Origin of the sequence: Haloferax namakaokahaiae, from assembly GCF_042663225.1 — an archaeon.
GTDB classification, from domain to species: domain Archaea; phylum Halobacteriota; class Halobacteria; order Halobacteriales; family Haloferacaceae; genus Haloferax; species Haloferax namakaokahaiae.
In genome coordinates this window covers 1,006,062-1,024,267 of record NZ_JBHTAA010000001.1, presented here as the reverse complement: position 1 = coordinate 1,024,267, position 18,206 = coordinate 1,006,062, and the positions used below count along the sequence as shown (strand labels likewise).

The 18,206-nt window shown below is 62.6% G+C and carries 24 protein-coding genes and 1 tRNA gene; 11 read left to right on the top strand and 14 right to left on the bottom strand.

The window, feature by feature from the left end; genetic code table 11:
- The first annotated feature begins 122 nt into the window (after positions 1 to 122).
- A complete protein-coding gene (locus tag ACFQJC_RS05620) occupies positions 123 to 638 on the top strand; it encodes a DUF7342 family protein (RefSeq protein ID WP_390222266.1) in 516 nt (171 codons plus the stop codon).
- A gap of 4 nt (positions 639 to 642) precedes the next feature.
- Positions 643 to 1,083, top strand: a complete 441-nt coding sequence (locus ACFQJC_RS05615; RefSeq protein ID WP_390222265.1) for a hypothetical protein — start codon at positions 643 to 645, stop codon at positions 1,081 to 1,083.
- Positions 1,084 to 1,268: 185 nt separating this feature from the next.
- On the opposite strand, the gene ACFQJC_RS05610 is transcribed toward ACFQJC_RS05615, so the two are convergent.
- The 7 genes from ACFQJC_RS05610 to ACFQJC_RS05580 form a co-directional block, all read right to left on the bottom strand.
- Entirely contained in the window at positions 1,269 to 1,598 is a 330-nt protein-coding gene (locus ACFQJC_RS05610) for a hypothetical protein (RefSeq protein ID WP_390222264.1), read from the bottom strand.
- The gene (locus ACFQJC_RS05605) at positions 1,599 to 1,970 is read right to left on the bottom strand and encodes a hypothetical protein (RefSeq protein WP_390222263.1); all 372 of its coding nucleotides are present in this window, start codon (positions 1,968 to 1,970) and stop codon (positions 1,599 to 1,601) included.
- A 334-nt stretch (positions 1,971 to 2,304) separates the two neighbouring features.
- A tRNA-Arg gene (locus ACFQJC_RS05600) sits at positions 2,305 to 2,377 on the bottom strand.
- Positions 2,378 to 2,430: 53 nt separating this feature from the next.
- Entirely contained in the window at positions 2,431 to 3,897 is a 1,467-nt protein-coding gene (locus tag ACFQJC_RS05595) for an MATE family efflux transporter (protein WP_390222262.1), read from the bottom strand.
- 226 nt (positions 3,898 to 4,123) lie between these two features.
- On the bottom strand, positions 4,124 to 4,708 hold the full coding sequence (locus ACFQJC_RS05590) for a 2Fe-2S iron-sulfur cluster-binding protein (RefSeq protein WP_390222261.1): 585 nt from the start codon (positions 4,706 to 4,708) through the stop codon (positions 4,124 to 4,126).
- A gap of 117 nt (positions 4,709 to 4,825) precedes the next feature.
- On the bottom strand, positions 4,826 to 5,749 hold the full coding sequence (gene gnd, locus ACFQJC_RS05585) for a phosphogluconate dehydrogenase (NAD(+)-dependent, decarboxylating) (RefSeq protein WP_390222342.1): 924 nt from the start codon (positions 5,747 to 5,749) through the stop codon (positions 4,826 to 4,828).
- A gap of 26 nt (positions 5,750 to 5,775) precedes the next feature.
- Complete coding sequence (locus ACFQJC_RS05580) at positions 5,776 to 6,645, bottom strand: ATP-grasp domain-containing protein (RefSeq protein WP_390222260.1); 870 nt, start codon at positions 6,643 to 6,645, stop codon at positions 5,776 to 5,778.
- Positions 6,646 to 6,745: 100 nt separating this feature from the next.
- Here ACFQJC_RS05580 and ACFQJC_RS05575 point away from each other — a divergent pair, with 100 nt between their 5' ends.
- Positions 6,746 to 7,840 (top strand): aminopeptidase, encoded by a 1,095-nt coding sequence (locus ACFQJC_RS05575; protein ID WP_390222259.1) that lies wholly within the window; start codon positions 6,746 to 6,748, stop codon positions 7,838 to 7,840.
- A gap of 188 nt (positions 7,841 to 8,028) precedes the next feature.
- On the top strand, positions 8,029 to 8,568 hold the full coding sequence (locus tag ACFQJC_RS05570; RefSeq protein WP_390222258.1) for a high-potential iron-sulfur protein: 540 nt from the start codon (positions 8,029 to 8,031) through the stop codon (positions 8,566 to 8,568).
- Here ACFQJC_RS05570 and ACFQJC_RS05565 read toward each other — a convergent pair whose 3' ends face one another.
- The gene (locus ACFQJC_RS05565; protein WP_390222257.1) at positions 8,569 to 8,775 is read right to left on the bottom strand and encodes a rubrerythrin-like domain-containing protein; all 207 of its coding nucleotides are present in this window, start codon (positions 8,773 to 8,775) and stop codon (positions 8,569 to 8,571) included. It abuts the gene before it with no gap.
- A gap of 153 nt (positions 8,776 to 8,928) precedes the next feature.
- Here ACFQJC_RS05565 and ACFQJC_RS05560 point away from each other — a divergent pair, with 153 nt between their 5' ends.
- The 4 genes from ACFQJC_RS05560 (at position 8,929) to ACFQJC_RS05545 (ending at position 11,714) form a co-directional block, all read left to right on the top strand.
- On the top strand, positions 8,929 to 9,333 hold the full coding sequence (locus ACFQJC_RS05560; RefSeq protein ID WP_390222256.1) for a 30S ribosomal protein S6e: 405 nt from the start codon (positions 8,929 to 8,931) through the stop codon (positions 9,331 to 9,333).
- A 20-nt stretch (positions 9,334 to 9,353) separates the two neighbouring features.
- Positions 9,354 to 9,791, top strand: a complete 438-nt coding sequence (locus ACFQJC_RS05555) for a DUF7112 family protein (protein ID WP_390222255.1) — start codon at positions 9,354 to 9,356, stop codon at positions 9,789 to 9,791.
- 180 nt (positions 9,792 to 9,971) lie between these two features.
- On the top strand, positions 9,972 to 11,219 hold the full coding sequence (locus ACFQJC_RS05550; RefSeq protein ID WP_390222341.1) for an MgtC/SapB family protein: 1,248 nt from the start codon (positions 9,972 to 9,974) through the stop codon (positions 11,217 to 11,219).
- A gap of 72 nt (positions 11,220 to 11,291) precedes the next feature.
- On the top strand, positions 11,292 to 11,714 hold the full coding sequence (locus ACFQJC_RS05545) for a DUF5807 family protein (RefSeq protein ID WP_390222254.1): 423 nt from the start codon (positions 11,292 to 11,294) through the stop codon (positions 11,712 to 11,714).
- A gap of 2 nt (positions 11,715 to 11,716) precedes the next feature.
- Here the strand turns inward: ACFQJC_RS05545 and ACFQJC_RS05540 are convergent, their stop codons facing one another.
- A complete protein-coding gene (locus tag ACFQJC_RS05540) occupies positions 11,717 to 12,940 on the bottom strand; it encodes a DHH family phosphoesterase (RefSeq protein ID WP_390222253.1) in 1,224 nt (407 codons plus the stop codon).
- A 75-nt stretch (positions 12,941 to 13,015) separates the two neighbouring features.
- Positions 13,016 to 13,477: a universal stress protein gene (locus ACFQJC_RS05535; protein ID WP_390222252.1), complete on the bottom strand. Its 462-nt coding sequence runs from the start codon at positions 13,475 to 13,477 to the stop codon at positions 13,016 to 13,018.
- Between the two features lie 99 nt (positions 13,478 to 13,576).
- Between ACFQJC_RS05535 and ACFQJC_RS05530 the strand changes: the two genes are divergently transcribed.
- Positions 13,577 to 14,032 carry a universal stress protein gene (locus ACFQJC_RS05530; protein WP_390222251.1) on the top strand — a complete coding sequence of 152 codons (456 nt, stop codon included), beginning with the start codon at positions 13,577 to 13,579 and terminating at the stop codon, positions 14,030 to 14,032.
- Here ACFQJC_RS05530 and ACFQJC_RS05525 read toward each other — a convergent pair.
- Positions 14,029 to 14,568, bottom strand: coding sequence for a GNAT family N-acetyltransferase (locus ACFQJC_RS05525; RefSeq protein WP_390222250.1), 540 nt, complete (start codon positions 14,566 to 14,568; stop codon positions 14,029 to 14,031). The genes ACFQJC_RS05530 and ACFQJC_RS05525 overlap by 4 nt on opposite strands.
- Positions 14,565 to 14,933, bottom strand: a complete 369-nt coding sequence (locus tag ACFQJC_RS05520) for a universal stress protein (RefSeq protein WP_390222249.1) — start codon at positions 14,931 to 14,933, stop codon at positions 14,565 to 14,567. Before ACFQJC_RS05520 ends, ACFQJC_RS05525 begins: the two co-directional genes overlap by 4 nt.
- A gap of 100 nt (positions 14,934 to 15,033) precedes the next feature.
- Here ACFQJC_RS05520 and ACFQJC_RS05515 point away from each other — a divergent pair, with 100 nt between their 5' ends.
- On the top strand, positions 15,034 to 15,834 hold the full coding sequence (locus tag ACFQJC_RS05515) for a DUF5806 family protein (protein WP_390222248.1): 801 nt from the start codon (positions 15,034 to 15,036) through the stop codon (positions 15,832 to 15,834).
- On the opposite strand, the gene ACFQJC_RS05510 is transcribed toward ACFQJC_RS05515, so the two are convergent.
- Positions 15,831 to 16,352 (bottom strand): DUF7529 family protein, encoded by a 522-nt coding sequence (locus tag ACFQJC_RS05510; protein WP_390222247.1) that lies wholly within the window; start codon positions 16,350 to 16,352, stop codon positions 15,831 to 15,833. The two genes, ACFQJC_RS05515 and ACFQJC_RS05510, sit on opposite strands and share 4 nt — an antisense overlap.
- Before the next feature lie 100 nt (positions 16,353 to 16,452).
- On the opposite strand from ACFQJC_RS05510, the gene ACFQJC_RS05505 reads away from it, so the two are divergent.
- Positions 16,453 to 16,905 (top strand): hypothetical protein, encoded by a 453-nt coding sequence (locus ACFQJC_RS05505; RefSeq protein ID WP_390222246.1) that lies wholly within the window; start codon positions 16,453 to 16,455, stop codon positions 16,903 to 16,905.
- Here the strand turns inward: ACFQJC_RS05505 and ACFQJC_RS05500 are convergent, their stop codons facing one another.
- On the bottom strand, positions 16,906 to 18,195 hold the full coding sequence (locus ACFQJC_RS05500; RefSeq protein WP_390222340.1) for a dihydroorotase: 1,290 nt from the start codon (positions 18,193 to 18,195) through the stop codon (positions 16,906 to 16,908).
- Positions 18,196 to 18,206: the final 11 nt, after the last annotated feature.

Here is an 18,206-nt window from a genome sequence, read left to right as displayed (position 1 = left end):
TTCAACGTGGTCAATAGGTCGCAATTTTGGATTCATTTCGTTCGCCAGACGAACGCTGTCCTTTGTCAGACTCATATTTCCAATCTAGTGGATATATGTTCCACTACCTCGTAGAATTGAGTATGCCCGACGAAACCCGGAACGACCTCCACGCTTCGATGACCCGAGGTGAGCGAATCCGTGCTGCCGCCCGGACGCTTCGAACGCCTCGAACCGCGTCGTGGGTCGCAAACGAGACAGAAGTCTCCGTCAAGACGGCACAGAAGTACCTCGACCAACTCGTCGAGGACAACGTCCTTCGGAAAATCGAACAAGGCGACCAGACGCTCTACTGCGTTGACCAACTCATGGCGACTTATCGCGAGGTCGCGGCACTCCAGCGGGAACACAGCCGTGAAGAGTTGACGAGCGCCCTCGACTCGATGCGGAGCAAGATTACGGACTGGAAGCAGTCGTACGACGTCGAGACGCCGGGTGAACTTCGAGCGAGTATCGCCGACCTCGACGACGCTGACGAAGTCGAGACGCGGCGAGAGGTCGCCAGCGAGTGGGAACACCTCGCTGACCGCATCCCGGTCGTTCGAGCGGCGCTCAACGAGTACGATTGGGCGACCAAACGAGACTCTATCTCCGCGTGACCAAATGGGGCTATCAGGAACTATCGACAGCTCGGTCTACGAAGGATTGAAAGATGTCCTGCAGCGACATCCTGCGGTCACCTCGGTGTCCTACGAACCGGACAGCATCGTCAAGAAGTTCATCCAAGCGCAGATTGACCCAAATCGAGTCGTGCCGACGACTGGGCCAGAACCGCCGACGCTTGACGTCGAGTGGCGGTTCGTCGGAGATGAGTCGCAATTTCGGATTCATTACGTAGACCCGAGTACAGGGTTCAATTGCGGATGGCATCGTGACGACGACCATCCTGAACTCGGGGAGGTTCACTTCCAGTATTATTTGCCCGACGAAAAAGAGACCAATCACGAGGCGGCTCAGTTTGAGAAGCAGATTCCGACGGAGATTCTGTGGACGGTTCTCGATAGGTTGTTTCAGGAGCGACTGCCGGAACTTATGATGGAGTAGGTGGAGATGGAGACGAACGAACTCTACGGCAGTTCGTTCGTTGAATTGTTGAGGGGCTTTCTGGGGCCTCTATGCGTTGAATATGCGGTTTTAGAAAATGACGGACCCAACGGGAATGCGTCATAGGCTGTGACAGAATTGTTTTAATCGGGGTGTTGTCTGGCGATTAGGGACACAGTCTAAAACTATCTAAGATAACCTTCGACTTGCTCGACAACCCTGTCTACAAACGCGTCTTCGACTCGACCCTGCCACGCCACGAAGTCTTCTTTTCGAGGAGAGTGAACTGCCCACGGCGAGACAAACGACTCTCGCGGGACGCTGCCGACCTCCCACAGGTCATCTGTGAGTGATAGTGAGTCACCGTATTCTTTCGTCGAGATGGCGACAGCGATGTACTGCTGGTCGCCGAACGGATGGGTGTCGTTGTTGACGATAAGCCACGGCCGCTGCCGGTCGTCTCCGAATTTGAACGGGTCAGAACTTCGAACGATATCACCGCGGTCTGGCTGCATCTATTGTTCGTCCTCGTCTCGTTCGCTCGGATGCGGGGTCTCTGGTGCTACTGAGTCCCACTCATCGGGGTCGATGCCGCCATCCTCGTTGTCGAGTCGTCCGCTCGTCGTGTGGAGGTCGTATGCGGCGGCGACACGTTCTTCGTCGTCTGTAATCGCCCAGAACTCGCCCTTGTGTCGAACGAGGCTTCGGCCCTTGAGACGAGAGAGTGCAGTGCCGACTGTGTTCGGGTCTTCACTGATTGCTGTCGCAATCTCGGAGCGCGTGAACGCTTGGTCACTGTGGGTGTAGAGATACGTGACCACCTGCTCGGGGACGCTTGGTCCTCGTGGGAGGTCGCCGGACTCGAAGTCGTCGATACTCACGGGCATACGGTGAAATAGACGTGCTGATGTAATGAGTGTACTGCTGTACTGTGTGTGCTTAATATCGTCAGTGAATTCGTCATGCTACGTGACGGACTCTGTCTGGAGAAAATGTATGATTCGATAGCTACAGCACTCGCTCTTTGGTTCTAAAGCGTTCCAGAAATGTACGGACCCAACGGGACTCACGCGAGCAGTAGCGAGTGTGAGTACGTTGGGGGAGTGAGCGAAGCGAACGGACCCAACGGGATTTGAACCTCAGTCACTCACTTCGTTCGCTCCCTGATTCAAATCCGTTGGCTGTTGCTATTCTACACTCACTTCGTTCGTGATAGAATAGCGGACCCAACGGGATTTGAACCCGCGACATCTTGGTCCGGAACCAAGCACTCTGTCCACTGAGCTATGGGCCCTCAGCGAAAACTGATACACGATACCGACGTAAAAGCGTACCGTCGCCGGTCGATTAGGCGGGTGCCGGTTCGCTCTCGATGACGCTCTGTTTCCACGTGCCGCGGGTGAACCACAGCGTGGCCGCAATCGCACCGAGAATCTGCCCGATAGCCATCCCGAGCCAAATGCCGGTTTCGGCGAAGCCGAACTGGAACGAGAGCACGTAGACGATGGGGATACGGCCGAGCCAGAGTGCGAACAGCGAGAACCCGAGTGCAGTTTTCGTGTTTCCGGCTCCGCGGTAGGCACCGAGGACGACCTGCAAGACGCCGATGAAGCCGAACTCGAAGGCGCGGATACGGATGTACTGCACACCGAGGTCGATAGTCTCGGTGGCGGAGGCCGTCCCCGTCGAGATGAAGAAGCCGACGACTGGTTCGGCGAAGATGTAGGCGATGACGCCGGTGACGACCATGACGCTCGCGCCGACTTTGGCGGCGAGCCAGACGGCGCTCTCAGCGCGTTCGGGTTTCTGTGCGCCGAGATTCTGGCCGACGATGGTGTTGGTCGCTCGGCCGAGACCGAGTGCGGGGAGGAACACGAGCGAGGTGAGCCGATTGCCGAGACCGAACGCGGCGACGACTTCGGGGGCGAACGTGACGACCATCGCGGTGAGGGTGATAAACCCGAGTGCCGTCGCGGACTGCTCGATGGCGCTCGGGACGCCGATGTCGATGATTTTCTTGATGAACTCGAACTGTGGGCGGAAGTCCGCGAGCGTCACGTCGGGACCGGCGGAGGTGCCGAAGATGATGTAGATGCCGATGAACGTGGCGACTGCTCGTGAGAGAACCGTCGCGTATGCCGCGCCAGCGACGCCGAAGCCCTCGAATCCAGTCGAGGCGAATAGGCTCGCTTCGAGACCGGTGAGACCGAGCATCTCGAAGAGCGGGTTCGCCTCGAAGCCGAAGATGAACACCGGGTCGATGATGACGTTGATGAGGACGCTGATGAACATCACAATCATCGGCGCGCGGGTGTTGCCGTAGCCACGCATCAGCGACGAGAAGACGAAGAAGCCGAAGAGAAAGGGCATCCCGAGGAAGAAGATGCGCATGTAATCACCGGCGAGGGGGATGACTTGGCCGGCGGTGGCGGGCGAACTCGGAAGGATTGCGAGCATCGCGTCGGTGGCGAAAAAGCCGATAATGCCGACGGTAATCGCAATCAGGGTGATGAACGTGAGGGTTTGGCCGGCGACGGTCCCCGCGGAGCCTTCGCTTTTCGCGCCGGTGTACTGGGCGACGAGCGTGCTCCCGGCGACGGTGAAGCCGCCACCGACGGAGATGAGCAGGAAGATGAGCGGAAACGCGAGGCTGATGGCGGCGACGGCGTCGGTCGAGAGGCGGCCGAGCCAGACGGTGTCGGCGAGGTTGTACGCCACCTGGAGGAGTTCGGTGACGATAATCGGCCACGCCAGTGCGAACATTGGACGTTTGAGGTCGCCTTCGGTCAGCGAACCTCCTTCGGGGACAGACACTGACGATGTGAAACACGCGGCGACCGTTTGAAAGCGTCGATATTCGTGGAAGGTCCGGCCGCAGTCGGGGGATTCGAAGCAAGTGTGAGCAGGAGATTTTGGGCGGGCGCAGTCGGCGACTGGAGAGCGACACTCGAATCTCGGGGTTAGATTCGAAGATTCGAAACGAAGACTGCGCGTGGCGACTCAGCCAGTGGGAGAGAAAAACGAGTGGTGGGTCGTTCCGTTACGGTGCTTCGCCGGTCTCGATGGTGAAGTCGGCTTTCGGGTAGGCCACACAGGTGAGTGTGTACCCTTTCTCCATCTCGTCGTCGGAGAGGGTCTCTTGCTTGAAGTGCGTGACGTACTCTTCTGCTGGTCCGTCGGTAATCTTCGCGGAACAAGAGACACACTGGCCCTGACGGCAGGCGTACGGGAGGTCCATCCCTTCGTCTTCACCCTGGTCGAGGATGGTCTCGTTGCTCGCAAGCTCGATGGTCGTCCCCTGTTTGGCGAACTCGACTTCGAAGTACTCGATTTCGTCTTCGGGCATGTCCGCCGGGCTCGGCTCTTCTTCCTCGGCTTCGCCTTCTTCGAGTTCGGCACCCTCTGCGCCGCCCGCGACTGCGCCAGCGACGGCTCCGCCGCCGATAGAGCGGTTCATCGGTTCGGGGAAGTCGGTCGCCGGAACGGTCGCCGCGCGTCGCTCGAGAACCTCCTGCGAGATGTCGGCGGTCGGCTCCCAGCCGGTCCCTTTCGAGAGGTGCAGGGCGACGGCGAGAAGCGCCAGGGCCGCGCCAGCCCCGACACCCACCAAGCTGATGTACGACATAGTCGCAGATTTGGAGTGAGGGGTTAAGGAAATTGTGATTGTGTCGGCGGCGCTCGCCGCGAGTTCGATGTGGAAAATACTCAGAGAATTCGCCAGTCTGACGGCGCTCCGACCGCGTTAGTCGTCTTTCCGGGCGACTTCGTGACGACCGAAGCCGTAACGGAGGCGATTGGCGAGGCGACGAGAGAAGCGCTCTTCGGCGCGCGACCCGAAGCGTTCGGCGAGCGACTGGTAGATGAGCGGCACCGGCACTTCCTGTTCGAGTGCCTCTTGGACGGTCCACGTACCCGTCGAACCGCCGGCGATGTGGTCGTCCACGTCGCCGAGGTCGGAGCCTTCCTCGCGGAACGCTTCTTCGCAGAGTTCGAGGAGCCACGAACGAATCACCGCGCCGTTGTTCCACGTGCGCGCGACCGCCTCTAAATCCAGGTCGTAGCGACCCTCGGCGAGGAGTTCGAAGCCTTCGCCGTAGGCCTGCATGAGGACGTACTCGACGCCGTTGTGGACCATCTTCACGTAGTGGCCGGAGCCGGCGGGACCCATGCGGTCGTGGCCCGCCGGGCCGGTGGCGACGGCGTCGAAGACGGGCGTCATCTCGTCGTAGGCCCACTCGGGACCGCCGACCATGAGCGAGAAGCCGAGTTCGGCACCGGCGGGACCGCCGGAGGTGCCGCAGTCGAGATACGCCGCAGAGCAGGCTTCGGCGCGGCGGACCGAGGCTTCGAAGTGCGAGTTACCGCCATCGACGACCACGTCGTCCTCGTCGAGGTGGGGGTCGAGGTCATTTAGGGTCGCGTCCACCGCGTCGCCCGCGGGGACCATCAACCAGATTCGCTTGTCGTCGCCGAGCGTGTCGGCGAGGTCTTCGACGCTGTCTGCGGGTTCGGCACCCACGTCGGCCGCCGTCGCCACTGCTTCTGGGGAGAGGTCGAACGCGACGACTTCGTGGCCCGCCTCAAGCACGCGCTCGACGACGATTTGGCCCATCCGTCCGAGTCCGATGACGCCTAGTTGCATGCGAGCGACTCCGCTTGCCGGGATGGTAGTGGTTGTGGTTTCCCCGTCGCTCAGAGCGCGTCGAGAATCTCGCCCGCGAACCGCTCGCCCGCCTCCGAATCGACCCTGAAGAACAACTCCGGTTCGATGAGTTCCGCTTCGAGCAGACAGAAGTCGCTGTCGCGCTCGACGCCGTCGATTCGGGCGTACAGCGGTCGTTCGGCCGTCTCGGCTTCGACCGCGTCGAGCACCTCACGAGCCTGCTCCCGAAGCGACTCGCTCGGTTCTTCGACGTGGACGCTCCCGCCGTAGTCGTCTTGGACGCGGAAATCGCCTTCTTTCGGGCGCTTGACGACGCTGTGGCTGTAGTCGTCGCCGAAGAAGATGATCGACCACTCGCCCCCCGTGATTTCGCGTGCGAACTCCTGAATTAACAGATCGTGAGACTGATTGAGCGAATCGACCCACGACTGCTCGCTCTCGTGCTCGTCGTGCGTGATTCGCTTCGTCTCGAACGCACCCGCGCTGACGGCGGGTTTGACGATGAGTTCGTCCCAGTCCCGTTCCTCGAAGACCGATTCGAGTGAGACTCCCTCGTTCTGTTCGACGTACTCGGTCGGGAGCGTCGAGACGCCGCGGTCGGCGAGGTCGCGGAGGTAGAACTTGTGGGTGTTCCACCGCAGCATCTCGGGGTGGTTCCAGACCGGCGTGGACACCGATTTCAGGGAGTCTATCCACGCGACGAACGCCTCGGCGTGCTCGTAGTAGCCCCACGTCGAGCGAATCACGATAGCATCGAACTCGTTCCATTCGACCGATTCGTCCGACCAGACCGCGGGTTCGACCGTCACGCCGTGCGCTTCGAGTGCGGCGACGAACGAGTCGTCGTCGTCGATGAGCGTGGGGAACTCGGCCCCGGTGGCGAGCGCGATAGTTGTCACGTCGGCGACGAGGCATGAGTAGAAGGATAAGATTTCGGTCCGGGTCGCGGGGCCGTCCCCTTGTCGCGGAGGTTTTTACGCTCCCACCCGACGGGCGCGTATGGACGAACGAATCTCCGAGCACGCCGAGGTGCTCGTCGAGTGGAGCGCGCGAATCGAGTCCGGTGACGACGTGGTCGTCTCGGTCGGTGAGGGCGCACACGACCTGGCGGTCGCCGTCGCAGACGCGCTGGGCGAACGCGGCGCGAACGTCGTCACGACGTACGCCTCCGAAGAGGTTCAACGCGCGTACCTGCTCGCGCACGACGGCGACTTCGAACTCCCGGAGCACGAACTCGCACTGTACGAGGCGGCAGACTCGGTGCTCTTCTTGGGCGCGCCACGCAACACCACCGCCACCGCGGACATCCCCTCGGAGACGAAGCAAGCCTACGGCCGCGCGATGGTCGAACTCCGCGAGGCGCGCATGGAAACCGACTGGGTTTCGACCGTTCACCCGACGCGCGCCCTCGCCCAGCAGGCGGGCATGTCCTACGAAGAGTACACCGACTTCGTCTACGACGCCATCCTCCGCGACTGGGAGGAACTCGCCGACGAGATGGCGAAGATGAAAGAGGCGCTCGACGCCGGGTCGGAAGTCCGAATCGTCAAAGAGCACACCGACCTCACGATGTCCATCGAGGGGCGGACCGCCGTCAACTCGGCGGCCTCGGTCGCCTACGACTCGCACAACCTCCCGTCGGGTGAGGTCTTTACCGCCCCCGTCGAGACGAGCGTCGAGGGCGAGGTGTTCTTCGACGTGCCGATGACGCTCGAAGGTGCCCGCGTCGAGAACGTCCATCTCACGTTCGAAGACGGCGAAGTCGTCGATTTCTCCGCGGACGCCGGCGAAGACGAGTTAGCGAGCATCTTGGAGACCGACGAGGGCGCGCGCTACCTGGGCGAACTCGGCATCGGCATGAACCGCGGCATCGACCGCTTTACGAACAGCATCCTCTTCGACGAGAAGATGGGCGATACCATCCACCTCGCGGTGGGCCGGGCCTACGATGCGTGTCTTCCCGAGGGTGAAGAAGGAAACCAGTCCGCCGTCCACAAGGACATGATCACGGACATGAGCGAGGATTCGCGCATCGAAATCGACGGTGAGGTCATCCAGCGCAACGGCACGTTCCGGTGGGAAGACGGGTTCTAACGGAACCTCACTCTCTTTTTTCCTCCAGGTTTTGCGAGGTGAGCGGAGCGAACCTCGGAAAAAGTGGAAGTGGAACGGTACGTTCCGGTGGGAAGAGGGGCTCGAGAAGTCCCGGTAGAGTCGGTCCTCCTTCTTCAGATTTAGTAACTCACCGCCTACCAATCTGACCTGCTCCAGTATGTTATGGTATGGCACGAGTTGGGCAAACACGACGACGGTTCCTGCAACTGGCTGGAAGCGGAGCGGTCGTCGGCATCGCTGGGTGTTTGGGCGGTGGAAACGGAGGGGAACAGGAGACGGAGACCACGGCGGAGACGACCACGACAGAGCAAAAAGAGGAGGGGGCGGACCACGAACAGCTACCGGAGGGCGTTTCGAAAGAAGAGTTCGAGTATGGACCGGTTCCCGCGGTGTATCAGGATGCGAGGTCGCAGGCGGGAGAACCGCGAGTCGTCGAGGAGTTAGTTCCGAAAGCAGACGTGCAGTTCCAAGAGGCCTCAGAGGCGGCCGAGGCAGGTCTCTCCGTCGAGGGGAGTAGCTGCGAGAACTGCGCGGAGTTCATTCCCGATATGAACGGAGACGGGTTTGGCGCGTGTGCGAAGGTCGAAGGCTACATCGCCGCCGACGACTGGTGTTCTCTCTGGGAGTCTATCGAGGAAGCTGAGGCAGAGGGAACAGGCGAAACAGAAGGAGACGAGAACGGGAGCGAAATCGTCTACGAGATGTAGTCACTCCTGAGCGACGCCGATATTCTTCAACGTCCCCCCGCACCGTGGACAGAGCCGTTCGTGGACGCCGTACCCGGAGCGATACCCACACTTGACGCACTCGTACCAGGCGCGTTCGACGAGCGCTTCGGTCGGTCGTTCGACCAGGTCTCTGGTCTCGGCTTCGACCAACTCTGTCGTTTCTTTCTTCGTGGTGTCCACTGTCATGCGAAGGGATACGCACTGCCATATGTTAACTTTTGACACATACAATTTCAGGGGTGAAAGTCCGGTATTCTGGCATCTCAGGCCACATCCGGCCACCCAGACTCAAGACCTGTTTTCGACGTACTTTTTATCTGCGACCGTTTTCATCCGCGCATGGCAGAATTCATGGTCGTCGTCGCTGACCCCGAAGCTGGCGACTCCCACCAATTCGACGTTGAAGGACAGGACGCAAACCGATTCCTCGGCCGTGACCTCGGCGACGAAGTTGACGGCGGCGCAGTCGGTCTCGACGGCTTCACGCTCGAACTGACCGGTGGCTCGGACAAGGCGGGCCGTCCGATGCACCCCAAGGTCCCCGGCGGCAACCTCAAGGAAATCCTCGCCAAGGACGTCGATATCGGGTTCAAGGAGTCCCGACCGGGCGAGCGAAAGCGCGTCACCGTCCGCGGCCGCGAAATCAACGAGGAGACCGTCCAGATCAACGCGAAAGTCGTCTCCGGTGACGGCAGTGTCGCCGACGCCCTCGCTGGCGACGACGACGAAGCCGACGAAGAGTAACTAACCTTTATTCTCTTTCCGTGCCCGAACGACTCCCCTCCGACCACCCGTCAGTCCAGACGTTCCGCGCGAAACTCGCCCGCAGCGGCGGCACTCGTCGCCCCTGCTTGCGCCTTCCCGACGGCGTCTCGGCCGCCGACGGTGATTTCGTCCGCCTCCACCTCGACGGAACGGCGTACCACGCCCGCGTCTCGTCGGACGCTTCCGGTCTCGTGATTCGCGGAGCCTACGACAACAAGCGCCTCGCTCGCGTGCCCGGTGACGGCGAGAACCGTCTCGTCGAGTGGTGTCGAGACAACGACCGCGGTGCGGGCGAGGCCGTCGAACTCGACGAACTCGACGGCGGCTATCAGTTCGGTCTGCGCGTCCCCGGCGTGCGAACCGTCTATCGAATCACCAAGCGCCCGAACAGTTCGCTCGCCGATATCGCAGAGAAGTTCGGCCGCTCGGACGAGTAAGGCCGGCTCAGGTCCGCACGCTCGCGTACGTCCGGCGTTGCTCGGCTCACACCCGTTGATCGTCTCTCGTCTACGTGGCGTTAAGTGTGTTCGAGTGGATAGCTTAGGGAGGTTGATGGGTGGCGTACAGAAGTGGACTTCGTCCGTGTGGGTTCGAACGCCGGAGATGGTTCGTCGATGATGCAAATCGACGTCACCACGCTCCCGATTAGCCCGCGGATTACCCACCTGTTCATCGCGGCCGCACTCGGCATGTATCTCGGTCTCGAACGCGAGTGGTCGCACAAGCCAGCCGGGGTTCGAACGTTCGCACTGGTGAGTCTCATCGGCGCGATTTCGATGACCGTCGAGAGCGAAATCGTACTCGCGTTGGGCGGCCTGTTCGTCATCCTCCTGTCGGCCCTCATCGGCGCTGAGGGGTTGCTCGACGATGAGGAGTCACGAAATCTCTCGCTCACCACGTCGGCGTCGTTGTTCATCGCCTTCAGCGCGGGCGTCATGGTCGCCGCCGAGTTCATCCTCGAAGCGGTCGTGTTGGTCATCCTCTCTTCGATGCTACTCGTGTTGAAGCGAGAACTCCACCAGTTCGCCTACGGACTGTCGAAAGAGGAGGTCAAGAGCGCCGCCGAGTTCGCAATCTTGGCGTTCGTCGTCTACCCGTTGCTCCCCTCGGAGCCACTCGGCCCGTGGAACGCCATCCAACCGCAGCTCGTCTGGTTGCTCGTCGTCGCCGTCAGCGGACTCGGCTTTGTCAACTACATCATCAGCCAACGATACGGGACGAAGGGACTGGCAATCACGGGCTTTTTCGGCGGGTTGGTCAACTCGACGGCCGTCATCGGCGAGATTGCCAACCGCGCAGAACGGAACGACGGTCTCCTGTCGCTCTCCGTGGGCGCGGTGTTGTTAGCCGACGCCGCGATGGCGGTTCGGAACCTGTTCCTCGTCGCGCTGTTCACCCCTGCAGTCGTTCCGGAAGTGGGTGTCCCGCTGGGGGCTATCGCCCTCGCCGGAATCGTGCTGGCGGTTACTCTCACCGATTGGGACGTGGAACTCCACCTCGACTTCGACTCGCCGTTCAGTCTGTCGAACGCCCTCACATTCGGCGGTCTCTTCCTCGTCATCCTCGTCGTCTCGACGGGCGCACAGGAGCTATTCGGCACGGCGGGGCTGATTACGACGAGCTTTTTGGGCGGGTTGGTCTCCAGCGGTTCGACGACGACGACCGCGGTGACGCTGTATCTCGCCGGGAAGATATCCGCGGACGTCGCGGCGGCGAGCGTCCTCGCCGGGACGACGGCGAGCATCATCGTGAAAATCGTCCTCGCGGCGAGCATCAATCGCGCACTGCTCAGGCCAGTCGCGCGAGTCAGTGCCGCCCTCATCGTCGTCGGCACACTCAGCGGTGTACTGCTCTTTCTCCTCTGAGTTCGGTGCAGTCGGCCGACGGTTCGGCCCAGAAACCCGCCGTTTTTACGCCGTGAAACCCCACACCGGTGTATGAGCAAGCTGGAGGAATTCCTCGCGGGCGAGCGACTCGACGACGTCGCACTCTACTTGACCAAGGAGTATCTCGACAGTCAGGGCAAACTCCCGAACATGGGCGAGGCCGTCGAGAACGGCTACGTGCTCGTCGTTCCGGGCGACGAGGGCCGCCGCGCGTTCGCCGCCGGAACGGGCATGGACGCGATGAAGTTCGCACAGAGCGCGATGGGTGAAAAGAGCGAAATCGACCGAAACCTCGGCGGCGGTGTCTGCCCCGACGCCCAACCCGACGAGAACCACGAAGTGAAGTTCATCTTCTCGTTCGCAGAAGAGCAGAACGAAGGTGTCGGCGGCCTGTACGAAGACGGCGACGTGATTCACGCCTACGCCAAGTGTACCTGCGGGACGGCGTACTCCGAGCGCTGGGTCGTCGAATAGTTCTATAACTCTGTATCGAGTCCTTCGTCGTCGTCCTCGGCCGGCGTCTCGGCGACACGCTCGAACGCGTTGAGGATGACGCGCTTTGTCGTCGCGCCCTCCGTCGTCCAGTGGTGGGCGTAGTCGAGCATGTCGTCGTAGATATCGGGCTTACAGCCAGCGGCTTTCGGGTGGCCGCCACCGTTGACGAGGTCCGCGACTTCGTGACAGCGTTCGAAGTCCTCCGAGCCGCGGATGCTGGCGCTCCCGGCGGGTTTGACGATGACTGCGGCGTCGGCACCCTCCTCTCGAAGCGCGTCGGCGACTTCGTTCTGCGAACAGCGGCCGTAGGTGATGCCGACGGTCCACTCGCCGATGGACTTGAAGTCGGCGCGACTCACGGCTGCCTCGATGAGTGCCTCTTTCTCGATTCGTCGCTCGGCGATGTACGCCTCGACGATGTCCGGGAGGTCAGCGCCGTAGGTGCCGACGACGGCGACGTACTCCTCTTTCGAGGTCCAGTAGGCGTAATCCGCGAGGTCCTTACTTCGCGGGTCCTCGTTCAGCCACAGGTCGTGGTCGCGGGTCACGGCCGCGAGTTCGGTGAAGTGGTCGTCGAACTCGTAGTCCAACTCGCGGAGGGTTACGTCGGTCGAACACTCTTCGTCCGATTCGCCGACGACGAGGTCAACGCCCGCGTCTCGGACCGCTTCGGCGACTTCCGGTTTCCACTGATGGTGGTCGTACCAGTGAATCTCACCGGCCATCTCGGCGAGCGCCTCGAGTTCTTCTTCGACGTACTCGTACTTGTCAGGGCAGAGGTCGCAGACGTACACGTCGATGCCTTCGGGGGCGTACTCGGCGACCCGAAGCAGGTCGTCTTCGAGCGAGTAGGGACTCGACCCGACGAGTGCGACGGGTGACTGGGGACGCTCTTCTTCCTCGTCCTCGATTTCGGCTTCTTCCTCTTCTTCTTCGTCGTCGTCGGCCAGTCGCTCGGCGATTCGTTCCTCGAACTCGGCCACGTCGAGGGCGGCGTCGTACATCTCGCGGAGGAGCGCGACACACCCGAGTCCGTCGGCGTCCGTGTCGGTGACGACGGCGACTTCGGCGGATTCGAGTTTGGCTTTCGCACGCTCTTCGGCGCGTGCTTCGTCGAACGAGTCGGGGTAGAAAAATCCAGCACCCGGCAAGACAGACTTCCGCGGGAGCGAGAGCCGGGAACTGTCGATGAGTTCGTCTTCCATATCGTCAGGTTGCGCGCGATGGGGAAAACTTCCCCCGATTCGACGCGCTCGGCGAGTCGCGCTCGGTTCGCCCCGTTAGGCCGACTCGTCGCCCAGCAGCGGGTCCGTCGTTCCCGATTCGAGTTGGCGCACCGTCAGTACCGGCACCGGGCACGTCCTGACCACGCGTTCTGCGACACTGCCGATGAGGAATCGGTTCTCGCCGTGGCGGCCGCGGGTTCCCATGGCGACCACGTCAGAATCGACTTCGCGGGCGTAGGTGGAGATTTCCGCGGCGGGTCGCCCTTCGCGGACGGCGATGGTCACGTTGCGCTCGGTTTCTGCCCGCACGTCGGCGAGCGCTTCCTCGCCGCGTTCGGTCAGCGCCTCGCGCATCTCGCTTCGGAGGCGTTCCGGCGCGGTCTCCACGTCTCCGGCGTCGATGACGTAGAGCGCGTGAACGTCGGCATCGAACCGTTCGGCGAGGTCGAGTGCGACCGTGACTGCCCGGCGGACGCTCGCCGAACCATCGGTGGCGATGACGATGGTGTCGAACATGCTCGCGTCTTCTCCTCGCGGCGGTATAAAACCCGCCCGGTGGGAAGACATCCGCCCCGTGGGGGAGATTTTTTGTCGTCGCCCGACCGACGTGGGGTTATGTCAGCACGCCCGCTTTCGCTCGACCTGATTCTCGTCCCGGTCGATCAGAGCGACGAAGCGACCCGCGCGGCCGAGTACGCGGTCGCTATCGCCGCCGAGTACGGGGCCAGAGTCCACGCCGTTCACGTCCTCAGCGAGGACGTCGTCCGCGCAATCGACCAGGGTGTCGTGGACGAAGATGCGGTCGCCGCAGAAGGGAAAGTCGTCACCGACACGGTCACCGAAATCGCAGACGAGGCGGGCGTCTCGATGACCACCTCGGTCGCCTACGGCTTCTCGACGACGAGCAAACTCCTCCACCCGGGGAGCGTCGTCCTCGATACGGCCGAAGAGCTAGCCTCGGACTTCATCGTCGTCCCGCGCGAACCCGTCACGAGCGACCCCGGCGAGATTCTCGCCAAAGCCGCCGAGTACGTGCTCTTGTACGCCAGCCAGCCGGTACTCTCCGTTTAGGTCCCCTCGGTGAGCCGAATCGTCATCTCCAGTTCGAAGCTCTCGGAGTCGCTGGTCTCGAAGCCGACGCTCTTGTAGAGACCGACGGCGGCGCGGTTCCAGCGCTCGACGGTGAGCCACACCTTCTCCACGTCGTTCTCGCGCCCGTGGCCGAGGAGTGCTTTGATGAGTTTCGTGCCGATGCCCGCGCGCTGATAGGTCTGGTGGACGAAGATGGCGAGTTCGTAGGCGTCGCCGTCGGGAACGAGCGTGGCGTGGCCCGCGACTTCGTCGCCGTCCCACGCGATGACGTTCAGACAGTCTCCGCCGAGGATGTTGTCGAGCCACTCGCGGATGCGGTCTTCACGCCCCGGTGGGATGCCCTGTGCGCGGTCGGCCGGGTCGAAACTGTCGTACATCGAGACCAGCCGTTCGAACTCCTCGTCGTCGCCGTCGTAGGCGCGAAGTTCGATAGTTCGGTCTTCACGGTCGGTAAACGACTGTGGTGGAGGGTCGAACGGTGAGGCGATGTCGTCGGGGTAGATGCGCGTGCTCATCGGACTAAGGTGACCGTGATGTGGGAGTTGAGGAGGACGAACTCCGCGATGCCGCCGATCTGTATCTTGCCCATCGGACTCGTCTGCCCGCCGCCGAGGACGAGTTGGTCGTAGCCCTCGCTCTCGGCCATATCGACGAGTTCGCTCCCCGGGTCGCCCTCGAGGTGGACGATTCGGGCGTCGATGCCCGTCTCCGAGAGCACCTCGCTGACGGTCTGTTCGATGTATTCTTTCGAGCGCTCGGCGGCGGGGTTATCGACGATTGCGATGCTGAGGTCGTCGCCTGCTTTCGCCGCGCGTGCTGCGGTCTCTTCGAGTGCCCGGATGGAATCGTCACTACCACCGATTCCGAGCAGTACCTTCATGAGTGCCATTGTCGTGGTCCCGTTAGAAAACCCTTGCCCGAAATCTCCCGCCGACACCCACGCGGAACGCTTTTCGGCCGTGGGGCGGTAGCCCGCGGTAATGACTGACGACGCCGAGCGGTTCGACACCGACGATGTCGAACCCGAGGGAGACGCGGAATCGAGTGCTGACGCCGAGTCTGGTGTGGAGTCTGCTGCTGAGGAGACTGCCGCCGCCGATGCGGCCGAGTCCGAGGAGTCGGTAGAGACCGTCGAGTCCGGCGTTGGCGACGCGGTCGCTGACGAGGAACACGCGCTAGAGGATGGAGACACCGTTGGCCAAGCACCCGAGGCCGCCGAGTCTAGCTCCGACGCTGACGACTCAGACGGTGACGACACCGACACCGCTGACGAACCGAGCGTCCCCGACGACGTGCAGAAGTACGCCCGATTCAAGAAGGTCGATGGCGCGCAGTACGACCGCGTCAACGACTTCCTCCGGGACCGAACGTACGTCACCGCCCGCGAGTGGGCCATCGCCCGCCTGTGTGCCGACTTCCGAACCGAGACGGGCGTCGAGATGACGAAAATCGGGAACAACCTGCCCGAACTCGTCCCCTTCATGACCGACACCTACACGCCGCAGGCGGTCAACCAAGCCCGCTCGGCCTTCCGCGACAAGGTGCGCAAGTCGGGCGCGACGTTCCTCTACGGCGCGATGTCCGGCTTTTTCACCGCCGAAGAACTGGACGAGATGATGTACGAGGTGACCGAGATTGCGAAGTTCCTGCTCGAAGTCGAAGGCGTAGACCTCTCGGTCGAAGAAGAGTTAGAAGCAGAAGAACGGATTTCGAGCGTGATGCGCGAAGTCCGCGAAGCGAGCGAGGACCTCCGCGCCGACGAACTCGCCACCGACAACTAGGGAAACAGCACGCTCGGTTCGGACTGGACGAGTTCGACGTGTTCGTCGTATTCGAGCGGCCGGACGTACAACCGAAGTTCTCCCTGTTCTCGGGCCTTCTTCGAGGTCTCCATCACCTTCTCGACGCCGTAGTACAGCGGGACGAGCACCACCTGTTCCGACTCGGGGGCTTCCACGGCCGAGACGGCGAAGATGACGCCCTTCTCCTTGGCGCGGTACACGTCGTAGCGGTCGAAGTCTGCGTCCGCGACCCACTCGGAGAGGAGGTCGAACTCGCTGCCGGGAACGAGCACGTCGAAGCCGACGCGGTCGGTCGCATCGGGGAGATTCGCGGGCGGCATCGGCGTCACGTCGCCGGGGTGGAGCACGAGCGTCTCCCAGCCGTCTTCGGCGTACTCGGCGGCCATCGCCTCGGCGTCTTCGACCACGGTCTCCCAGCGTTCGACGAGGTCGGTCAGTACGTGCGGTTCGCCCGCGGTCGGGTCGGGAGTTCGCGGCGGAGTTGGCTCGTCGGTCATGCGTGTGGATGTCTCGGACCGTCTGGTGTGAAAAGGATTCGCTTGTGTTCGACCGAAAGTGACAGAAGAGATTTACGTTTCCCCTCAGACCGGCGAACCAATGGAGTGGTCACCGCGTGCGATACTCGGGTCCTTGCAACTTCCCGTCGCGGGAGTTGGCTTCGGGCTACTGGTGTTGACGCTGTTGTACGCGAACTCGATACCACCGTCACCTCCGCAGAGCGACGGGTTCGTCGAGGGACTGGCCGGGTTTTTCATCCTCGTGTTCGGCGCGATTGGGTTCGTCCTCCTCGTCGCCGGGCTGCTCATCCCGCCCGGACCGGGGTACGGCATCCACTTCACTCGAAAGCAACGCTGGTTGTTCGCCTATGCACTCGCCGCCCCTCTCGTCGGGGTCGGAGCGTTCCTCGCTTCTCTCACCCTGTCGGCGGCAGTCGGCGGCCTGTTCGAGGCCGCCGTGTCCGTCTTCTTCGTCGCTCTTTCGACCGCGCCACTCGCGCTTCTCGCGGGTCTCGGCTGGAAAGCGGTGCAAGTCGCTACGGCGCGAATCTAACTACTCGCGGACGTTCTCGCCCGCGACGTCGCCGAACGACTCGCCGTCCCAGACCATCTCGCCGCGGACCATCGTCCACTCGGGGAAGACGCCGGTGAAGCCTTCGAACGGCGTCCAGCCGCACTTCGAGTGGAGGTCGTCGCCCCGAATCTCGCGGGGCGAGTCGAGGTCGTAGAGCGAAAGGTCGGCGTCCGCACCCGCTTCGATTTTCCCTTTCGCGGGCAGGCCGAACACGTCGGCGGGGTTCGTCGCCACCACGTCACGGACGCGTTCGAGGCTGAGGTCGCCTTCGACGGCCGCGCCGAGCAGAAGCGGTACCATCGTCTCGACGCCGGGAACGCCGCTCGGAGCGTCGAGGAGTGACTGTTCTTTCTCTTCGACTGTGTGCGGTGCGTGGTCGGTCGCAACCATGTCGATTTTGCCAGCGGCCAGTCGCTCGAACATGGCTTCTCGGCGTGCTTCGGAGCGGAGCGGCGGGTTCATCCGGCCGTAGGTGCCCAACTCGTCGAGGTCGTCGCGGGAGAGAAACAGGTGGTGCGGCGTGACTTCGCAGGTCGCACCGCCGTCGCGGGCGGCATCGACACCCTCGGGCGTGCTGGTGTGGGCGATGTGAATCTGTGCACCCGCCTCGTCACCGACGCGAGCGGCGCGCTCGACGGCGACTGCCTCTGCTTCGGCGCTTCGGTAGGCGCTCCACGAATCCGCGTTCGCGTCGCGGCCGACACCGCCGAGGTCGCCCTCGATGGCCGATTCGTCGAACAGGTCTGCGTCTTCGGCGTGGACCGTCACCGGAATCCCCGCCTCGGCGGCGCGGGCGGCGGCCTCGGCGAAGAGGTCGGCCTCGATGCCCATGTCACCCGTGGAATCGGCGAGGAACACCTCGCCGAGGGCGAACAGCGGCCGGTCGAACAGGCTCTCTGGGTCCCAGTCGGGGGTGACACCGCCGTTGATGCCGTAGTCGATGAGCGAGTGCTCGGCGCGCTCTGCCTTCGCGTCGAATCCCTCGCCGGTGGTGGTCGTGGGCGTCGTGTTCGGCTGGTCCACGACCGTCGTCACCCCGCCCGCGGCGGCGCTCTTCGAGCCGGTCTCCCACGTCTCTTTGTGCTCGAATCCCGGTTCGCGGAAGTGGACGTGTACGTCGATTGCACCCGGCAAAAGCAGGTTGCCGTCGGCGTCGATGACCGTCTCGTCCGTGTCCCCCTCCACGTCGCCGACGGCGGTGATTTCGCCGTCTTCGACGCGAACGTCCACGACGCGCCCGTCCGCGAGTGTCGCGTTCTCGATTCGCATGTCTGCCGGTG

Bases quoted from the DNA above. Each gene is read 5' to 3' on its own strand.
- ACFQJC_RS05620 (WP_390222266.1), top strand. From the start codon at position 123: ATGCCCGACGAAACCCGGAACGACCTCCACGCTTCGATGACCCGAGGT.
- ACFQJC_RS05615 (WP_390222265.1), top strand. From the start codon at position 643: ATGGGGCTATCAGGAACTATCGACAGCTCGGTCTACGAAGGATTGAAA.
- ACFQJC_RS05610 (WP_390222264.1), bottom strand. From the start codon at position 1,598: ATGCAGCCAGACCGCGGTGATATCGTTCGAAGTTCTGACCCGTTCAAA.
- ACFQJC_RS05605 (WP_390222263.1), bottom strand. From the start codon at position 1,970: ATGCCCGTGAGTATCGACGACTTCGAGTCCGGCGACCTCCCACGAGGA.
- ACFQJC_RS05590 (WP_390222261.1), bottom strand. From the start codon at position 4,708: ATGTCGTACATCAGCTTGGTGGGTGTCGGGGCTGGCGCGGCCCTGGCG.
- ACFQJC_RS05575 (WP_390222259.1), top strand. From the start codon at position 6,746: ATGGACGAACGAATCTCCGAGCACGCCGAGGTGCTCGTCGAGTGGAGC.
- ACFQJC_RS05570 (WP_390222258.1), top strand. From the start codon at position 8,029: ATGGCACGAGTTGGGCAAACACGACGACGGTTCCTGCAACTGGCTGGA.
- ACFQJC_RS05565 (WP_390222257.1), bottom strand. From the start codon at position 8,775: ATGACAGTGGACACCACGAAGAAAGAAACGACAGAGTTGGTCGAAGCC.
- ACFQJC_RS05560 (WP_390222256.1), top strand. From the start codon at position 8,929: ATGGCAGAATTCATGGTCGTCGTCGCTGACCCCGAAGCTGGCGACTCC.
- ACFQJC_RS05550 (WP_390222341.1), top strand. From the start codon at position 9,972: ATGCAAATCGACGTCACCACGCTCCCGATTAGCCCGCGGATTACCCAC.
- ACFQJC_RS05545 (WP_390222254.1), top strand. From the start codon at position 11,292: ATGAGCAAGCTGGAGGAATTCCTCGCGGGCGAGCGACTCGACGACGTC.
- ACFQJC_RS05540 (WP_390222253.1), bottom strand. From the start codon at position 12,940: ATGGAAGACGAACTCATCGACAGTTCCCGGCTCTCGCTCCCGCGGAAG.
- ACFQJC_RS05535 (WP_390222252.1), bottom strand. From the start codon at position 13,477: ATGTTCGACACCATCGTCATCGCCACCGATGGTTCGGCGAGCGTCCGC.
- ACFQJC_RS05530 (WP_390222251.1), top strand. From the start codon at position 13,577: ATGTCAGCACGCCCGCTTTCGCTCGACCTGATTCTCGTCCCGGTCGAT.
- ACFQJC_RS05525 (WP_390222250.1), bottom strand. From the start codon at position 14,568: ATGAGCACGCGCATCTACCCCGACGACATCGCCTCACCGTTCGACCCT.
- ACFQJC_RS05520 (WP_390222249.1), bottom strand. From the start codon at position 14,933: ATGAAGGTACTGCTCGGAATCGGTGGTAGTGACGATTCCATCCGGGCA.
- ACFQJC_RS05515 (WP_390222248.1), top strand. From the start codon at position 15,034: ATGACTGACGACGCCGAGCGGTTCGACACCGACGATGTCGAACCCGAG.
- ACFQJC_RS05510 (WP_390222247.1), bottom strand. From the start codon at position 16,352: ATGACCGACGAGCCAACTCCGCCGCGAACTCCCGACCCGACCGCGGGC.
- ACFQJC_RS05505 (WP_390222246.1), top strand. From the start codon at position 16,453: ATGGAGTGGTCACCGCGTGCGATACTCGGGTCCTTGCAACTTCCCGTC.
- ACFQJC_RS05500 (WP_390222340.1), bottom strand. From the start codon at position 18,195: ATGCGAATCGAGAACGCGACACTCGCGGACGGGCGCGTCGTGGACGTT.